At 43.8% G+C, this 6,625-nt stretch carries 7 protein-coding genes; 1 reads left to right on the forward strand and 6 read right to left on the reverse strand.

The genetic code is table 11. The annotated features are described in order from the left end of the window. Positions 1-9 precede the first annotated feature (9 nt). The 6 genes from FWF39_RS04805 to FWF39_RS04830 all read right to left on the reverse strand — a co-directional run bounded on the left by FWF39_RS04805 (position 10) and on the right by FWF39_RS04830 (position 5,715). Positions 10-1,095: a glycosyltransferase family 4 protein gene (locus FWF39_RS04805; protein WP_343382306.1), complete on the reverse strand. Its 1,086-nt coding sequence runs from the start codon at positions 1,093-1,095 to the stop codon at positions 10-12. Positions 1,096-1,235: 140 nt separating this feature from the next. After that, positions 1,236-2,330, reverse strand: a complete 1,095-nt coding sequence (locus FWF39_RS04810) for a glycosyltransferase (RefSeq protein ID WP_343382307.1) — start codon at positions 2,328-2,330, stop codon at positions 1,236-1,238. 151 nt (positions 2,331-2,481) lie between these two features. After that, positions 2,482-2,757: a hypothetical protein gene (locus FWF39_RS04815; protein WP_343382308.1), complete on the reverse strand. Its 276-nt coding sequence runs from the start codon at positions 2,755-2,757 to the stop codon at positions 2,482-2,484. Further along, entirely contained in the window at positions 2,757-3,980 is a 1,224-nt protein-coding gene (locus tag FWF39_RS04820; protein WP_343382309.1) for a cysteine desulfurase, read from the reverse strand. Before FWF39_RS04820 ends, FWF39_RS04815 begins: the two co-directional genes overlap by 1 nt. Continuing rightward, positions 3,981-4,490: an iron-sulfur cluster assembly scaffold protein gene (locus FWF39_RS04825; RefSeq protein ID WP_343382310.1), complete on the reverse strand. Its 510-nt coding sequence runs from the start codon at positions 4,488-4,490 to the stop codon at positions 3,981-3,983. A 1-nt stretch (position 4,491) separates the two neighbouring features. Beyond that, on the reverse strand, positions 4,492-5,715 hold the full coding sequence (locus FWF39_RS04830; RefSeq protein ID WP_343382311.1) for a cysteine desulfurase family protein: 1,224 nt from the start codon (positions 5,713-5,715) through the stop codon (positions 4,492-4,494). Positions 5,716-6,001: 286 nt separating this feature from the next. Between FWF39_RS04830 and FWF39_RS04835 the strand changes: the two genes are divergently transcribed. Further along, complete coding sequence (locus FWF39_RS04835) at positions 6,002-6,526, forward strand: glycosyltransferase family 2 protein (RefSeq protein WP_343382312.1); 525 nt, start codon at positions 6,002-6,004, stop codon at positions 6,524-6,526. Positions 6,527-6,625: the final 99 nt, after the last annotated feature.

The raw sequence follows: 6,625 nt of genomic DNA on the forward strand, positions 1-6,625 counted from the left end.
GACGTATGGTTAGTGGTTTTTTAAAAGCCTTTGATAAAGTATCCAGTATTTTTCTGCCTGTTTTTGCCATGAGTAATTTAAAGCGAGATTCCGGCATTTAAGAGACATTTCGCTTAATGTGGTAGCGTTGTTAATAATTTGGTTAATTTTTTCCTGATAGGCCAGTGGGTTTTCATCTTTTACAACAAACCCATGGGTTCCTTCTTGGATTATTTCGCCTATGTTTGATTCCTCTGAGACGATTACAGGTAGACCACAAGCTAGAGCTTCTAGGGGAGCTACGGGAAAGCCTTCGTATATGGTTGGGAAAAGCAAGATATCAGCGGCACTATAGGCGGTAATCAAATCTTGCTCGGATAGTTTTCCTAGGAAAACTGTTTTTCCTAAATTTTTGCCGTCCATTCCGACAACTAGGAGTTTGGAACATTGGGAATTTTCTACAGCTTTAATTGCTGTTGGAAGTCTTTTTCGCTGGGGATTACTGCCTACCCATAGAGCATAGGTGTTGTTCTCAGGTAAGGAAAGTTTTTTTCGGGCCTCTTTTTTATCGATTGGCACAAATTTTTCCACATTTACACCATTGTGGATCACTTGAATTTTTTTAGAGGAAGCATTATAGTGGGTGATGAGTTCGTTTTTTACTGCCTTTGAACAGGCAACTGCAATATCGCATCGATCGGCAGCGGCTTTTTCAGCGTACAGAAAAGGTCGATTTCGCAGATTGATAGATCCTTCCAGAACTTTTACCATCGTTCCATGAAAGGTCATCAGAAAAGGGGTATCATCTCGAAAAATGGAGGAGAAAAAGCAGTTGTCGCCATGTCCATGGATTATATCATAGGGACCATAGGTTTTGATTTTTTGCCAAGTCTTCAAGTTGTATCCAAATTTCCCATAGTGAGGCAGGCCGATTCCGTGAGGATAGAGCGTATAGGGGCGAACGCCGATTATTTTGCAGTTATATTCGGATTCTACAAAGTCTTTGTTGCTACGGCCAAAAATGTTAACCTCTACATTTCGGCGCATCAGAATTTTGCTTAAATCGCCAACAACATTTTCCAATCCTCCTGAAAATTTGGCCAAGCCAGAAATCATACAGATTTTCATATTTTTGTGGTCCAGGGAGGATTTTGGCGCATACTCTAAAGGATTGGACATATAGGAACAAAAACTGGCTAATTACTTAAGTCTTTAGAAGGGTAACTAGTTCATTTGTCTTTTCTAAGGTTAACGGATTATTGCAATATTTTTTTCATATCTGCAAGCGGGGAATAGTTTGTTCCTAATTTTTTGTAGACAAGCCAGCGTAGGCCTATCAATTCTGCGGAAAATTTAGTTTTTAACATGCGTAGGCGGAAGGTTTCTTTATGCAGACAAAGTCCTCTGAGATCAACAATTGCGTCAATTAGCAGAAACACAATTCTATGCATCATTGAAAACTCGGGTTCACTACCACATAATCTGTAGAACAGGAGTCTAGCTTCGGTACATAGGACTGCTTCTTTTTTTAGGTCTTTGATGTTACGTGATAGAGATTGTCCGTGTTGTATATGGTAGGCTTTTATCGCAGGGTTAAAGATAACTTGATAGCCTTTTTTCCACAGATGATAGCCCAAATATTGTTCGAAATTGAAGCCAAGAATCCATGAAGTTGGAAACTGGAATCCTGCCGAGGCTTCTGAGGAGATAGACATGTTTGCGCCTTTTCCAAGAAGAGAATTTACGGGTTGACTAAGGGCGCTCTTTGCAACGGTATAGTTTGTAGAAACAAGTCCTGCTTTTGATATGTAGAGCAGATGATTCTCCAATCCCTTCGGAGGGCAACTTGCAAGTTTTCGAGTCAAAACGGTTCTAGGCGCGTTTGTATATACAATTTCGGATGGAGAGTCCTTGAGAGGACAAACCGTGTTATCTTTTAAAACAACCGACATGACATCTCCAGCAACGCCGCCCACATTTGAATTTGAATAGGATGATATGTAGGATTGTATTAGGTTTGGGAAGGGAATCGCATCGTCATCTAGAAAAACAAGAATGTTTCCTTGGGCATTTTTTAATCCAAGATTTAATCCGTCTAAAACGTAACCTTGGTTTTGTATGATAACTTTTATGTTTAGTTTTTCACGATATTTTTCAATTAGTTGTTCGGTTCCATCTCCGCTGGGTTTGACTATCATCAGTACTTCAAAATCTTTGTGTGTCTGAGTAGTTAGAGCATCTAAAACATGATGCAACAGGTTTCCACGTTTGTAGGTAGGTATAATAATGGAAACGGACGGATTTCGCCCTTTTTGACCCCGCAACACTGGATTATCTCCCGTTTTAGACAAGTTCTCACTGAATTATCTGCTATCGCGTGCCTCTACTTATAAGTTGCATAACAAGCAAGGATTTAGCGGCAGGCCACCATAAACAATTTGTCCGCAATGAGCTATAAATTGCGTTTGTCAAGAGATTATTGTTGATTTTAAGAATAAACTGTTATAGCAAAAGTTTTGCTAAAAAGTCCATGAGTTCGGTTTTGGTTGTAAAGCCGCGGAAGATGGCTTTGCCACTGGTGTAGAGTCGAAAAGAGCGGTTTTCGAAGGTTAACTCAAAGATTATGCCTGCGAGGGTGTTTTTGAGTTGGGCTTTTTTCATGATGTTGGCTATGGCTTCGTCTTTTTTTTCGTATTTGAAGTTGACTATGACATCGCTTTCTGCGCCGCAGGTGCCCTCTATGCGTGAGACATAGTCTGTGACTGTAGCGGAGGACATTATGGGTTGAGGTCCTCCAGGATTTCTATGAAGCGGTCTATTTCGGCTTGGGTGTTGTAGATGTAGAAGCTTGCTCGGGCGGATGAGGGGAGGTTGAAGATTTGGTGCAGGGGTTGTGCGCAGTGGTAGCCGCTACGTATGGCTATGCCGTATTCATTAAATATTGCGGCTGTTTCGTGTGAGGAGAAGCCGTTTAGGCTAAAGGGTATGATGCCGCATCTTTGGGATAGGTCGTTTGGTCCGTAGAGAGTGATGTTTTTGTGTTCTTTTAGGTGTTCTATGGCGTAGTGGGTTAGTTCTTTTTCGTGGTTAAACACGTTGTCCATGCCTAGGTTTTGGAGGTAGTCTACTGCGGCTCCTAATCCGATTACGCCGGCGATGTCGGGTGTGCCGGCTTCAAATTTCCAGGGTAATTCGGTCCAGGATATGTTGCATTTGTCATCGTTGAGTGTGACGTCTTTGATCATGTTGCCGCCTCCTTGGAAGGGAGCCATTTTTTGCAGGATGGCTGTTTTGCCATATAGAACGCCTATGCCTGTGGGGCCTAGCATTTTGTGTCCTGAGAAGGCTAGAAAGTCAATGTCTAGTTTTTGTACGTCAACACTCATGTGGGGAACGGATTGGGCTCCATCAACAAGCATCAAAGCGTCGTGGTCATGGGCGGCTTTGGTTAGGCGTTTGATGTCGTTTATGACGCCTGTGACGTTTGAGACTTGGCTTAGGCAACAGATTTTTGTTTTTTTGGTGATTTGGTTTTCAAAGTCTTGGTAGTCTAGGGTGCCGTCTTTGTTGACTTGAGCATATTTTATGGTGAAACCGCGACATTTGGATATGATTTCCCAGGGTACAATGTTGCTGTGGTGTTCCATGCGGGAAACAAGGATTTCATCTCCGCCGCCTAGGTGGTTGCATCCCAGGGAGTAGGCGACTAGGTTGATGGCTTCGGTTGTGCCGCGGGTGAAGATAATTTCGCTTGGGGTTTTTGCGTTTATGAATTTGCTGATTTTTTCGCGTGAGTGTTCGAAGAGATCAGTTGCTTCGCTTGAGAGGGTGTGGATTGCGCGGTGGATGTTGCCGTTGTGGTTGGTGTAGTAGTCGCTTATGGCGTCTATGACTTGGCGGGGTTTTTGGCTGGTTGCGGCGTTGTCAAAGTAGATTAGGGGGTTACCGTTGATTTGGCGTTTTAAAATGGGGAAATCTTGTCGGATTGTTTGTAGGTCCACTTATTTTTCTGCCTCAGGTTTCTGCCTCTTAGAGAGTGTCTTTGCTAGTTCCTCCTCTTCTAGAGCCTGTTTTTCTTCAAAGGTAAGTTCTTGGGGTAACCAGCTTGGGGCGGCTATGTTTTTTTGGGTAAAGTATTGGCGCAGGGCGCGTTTGAGTGCGCCAACTGCTAGAACGCCGCAGTGAAATTTTACGCTGGGTAAGCCGCCGATTTCTTCGGTGACTTTTTGCCAGGTTATATTGTTCCAGGCCTGTTCTATGGTTAGGCCTTTGATCATTTCGGTAACTATGCTAGAGGTCGCAATGTTGGCGGCGCATCCGTAGCTTTCGAATTGGGCTTTTTCGATGGTTTGTTTGGTGTCATCGATTTTTAGGTAGAAGGTGATCATGTCTCCGCATGCAGGGTTGCCTGCAACTGCGACAACTGTTGCATCTTCCATTTTGCCAAGGTTTTTTGGGTTACGGAATAAATCCATAATTTTTGGGTTATATGGTAATGGTATACGTGACATTTTAGTGCACTCCTGTTGAGCCAACTATCCCCCGAATGCGATTTACTGCTGTGGGTAGAACACTGAGTACGTAGGATATATCAGCTTCTGTGTGGTATCGGGTGGTTTTCATAAGGATGCTACCGTGGGCTTCTTCAAAGATGCGCCCGATTGCTATTAGAACGTGGCTGGGTTGGAGTAGTCTGCGGCTGCATGCCGAACCGCTTGATACATAGACGCCGCTTAGGCTGAGTTCGATGGTTAGGGCTTCGCCTTCTGCACGGAGAATACTGATGTTGGCGTTGTCGGGGCTACGTTTGGGATCTTTTGGTCCGTTGAGGCGCAGGTTGGAAAGTTCAGCGAATATGCCATCGATTAGTTTGTCTCTTAGGGTGCGCATTTTGGTGGTGTTTGCTTCAAAGTTTTCAAATGCTAATTCGGAGGCTTTGGTAAACCCTACGATTAGAGGGGTGTTTTCGATACCGGGCCAGAGTCTTTGGGTGCCTATGGAGCCTTCGAGTATGCGTTGGAGGTTTAGGCCGTCTTTTACGTAGAGGGCACCCATGCCGCGGGGGCCTTGGATTTTAAAGCTGCTAACCGTTGCTAGGTCTACGCCTAGATTTTGGACGTTTAGGGGGATGCGGCCATAGGCGTCTGAGGCGTCGGTGTGGAAGAGAGTTTGGGAGTTTTTGTCTTTGACGATCTCAACGGCTTCTTTTATGGGTTGTATGGTGCCGATTTCGTTGTTTACGCTGGCCATGCTGACTAGAATCGTTTCTTTGTCGATGGCGGCTTTGAGTTTTTCGAGGTTGATGAAGCCTTCATTGTTTACTGGGATTTTGGTGGTTGAGAAACCATATTTGCTTAGTAATTCTGCTACTTGCAGGACATAGATGGGTTCAATTTCGGATATGACTATTTTTTTGCCTTTGTCTTTTTGTAGAAATGCTGCGGCTTGTATGGCGAGGTTGTTGGCTTCGGTTTCGCCGGGGGTGAAGGTGAGTTCTTCGAGGTTTTTAGCGCCGATATAGTTGCTGATTTTTCCAAAGCAGTTCATGATGGTTTCGAAGGCTTCCCAGCCGGGTTTATGGGTGAGGGTAGGGTTTCCGTAGGCTTTTTTGTTCCAGTAGGGCAACATCACTTCGAGGACTTCGGGGGGAACGATGCTAGAGTTTTCGTTGTCAAGATACACCTCGTGGGCGAGGCCTTCGTGGAGTTTGAGAAGTTCTTTTACGTTTTCAGCCATATAATATCCTACCATAAGCGTGTGGGTAGATAACTCGTCACCTTGCTAATGCAGGTTCAACTAAAAAAACTTAGCTATGCACAAAAATGTGATACAGCTGCAAACATGCGCGCGGCAGGACGGTTTAACTGTAAAGTTATGCAGGTGAATGGTGTTTGGTTTTGTTTTGTGTGTTGGTTTAGGATGGGGCTATGGGTTTTGTAAATACATAAAAGTTATCATTTACTAACCGTGGTTGTTTATAGTAGAAATAACAGGAGCAGGAGTAGAAGAGGGAGAGCAGTAAATGCAGACAGCTGAACGTCGTCGGGTCTATCCACTGATAACGATTGGGATTGTTGTTTTTAACCGAGAGTGGATTATTGAGAAAATGCTCAGTTCTCTGCAGAGTCAAACCTATCCGCATGATCGTCTTTTTGTTGTGGTGGTGGATGGCGGCAGTAAAGATAACACTGTTAAAGTAATGAGCGATTTTTTAGCAAAAAGTGATTTTTGTGGTTATGAGGTTATTGTTGAGAAAACAAACATACCTGAAGCCAGAAATCTCTGCATTAAAAAGATGCAGGGAGAGTTTATTTTTTTCTGGGACAGCGATGTAGTGGTTGAATCAACCTCGCTTGTAACATTGCTTGAGATCCATGAAAAAGAGAAGGCAGACATGACGGGATCTGAGATTACCGAGATCTTTGTTGATTCAGCAGATATGGTAGATCAGAAATGGAATGAGTGGATACCAACAGTTGTTCGCAGTGGCAACTGTGTTGAGCGTAACCTAACCTCAACAGCGCATATTGCTTTGACCGCATTATAAGTTAGGATATAGATGTTTTAGTTTACCTCTTGCTTGTTTTGTGGTAAAATGCCAATCTATCTGCTTACCCGAACCATTTCGATCTGCCGCCCAAACCGA

The organism is Candidatus Bathycorpusculum sp., from assembly GCF_009778815.1.
In the GTDB taxonomy this organism is placed as follows: domain Archaea; phylum Thermoproteota; class Bathyarchaeia; order Bathyarchaeales; family Bathycorpusculaceae; genus Bathycorpusculum; species Bathycorpusculum hydrogenotrophicum.